The sequence below is a fragment of the Photobacterium sp. R1 genome, from assembly GCF_054600795.1.
This window is the reverse complement of record NZ_BAAHZP010000968.1, coordinates 1-237: the sequence shown is the minus strand read 5'-3', so window position 1 is coordinate 237 and position 237 is coordinate 1. Positions and strand designations below refer to the sequence as shown.

Here is a 237-nt window from a genome sequence, read left to right as displayed (position 1 = left end):
GAAGCCTTCTTCATCAATGCTGAAACCACGCTCACGAGCGACATCGTTAGTCAGATCAGCAGGGAAACCATAGGTATCGTACAGTTTAAAGACAGTTTCACCGTCCAGCACTTTGCCATCCAAAGCGTCAATTGCTTCATTCAGGATGGACATACCGCGATCCAGTGTGCGACCAAAGTTTTCTTCTTCGATCTTCAACACTTTCTCAACCATGGCCTGTTGCTGCTTGAGTGTCTC

Annotated in this window: 1 protein-coding gene; it reads right to left on the bottom strand. The window is 47.3% G+C overall.

The features are described from left to right. A partial coding sequence (locus ACYP03_RS27950) for an alanine--tRNA ligase-related protein (RefSeq protein WP_459782928.1) occupies nt 1-237 on the bottom strand: 237 nt, incomplete at both ends.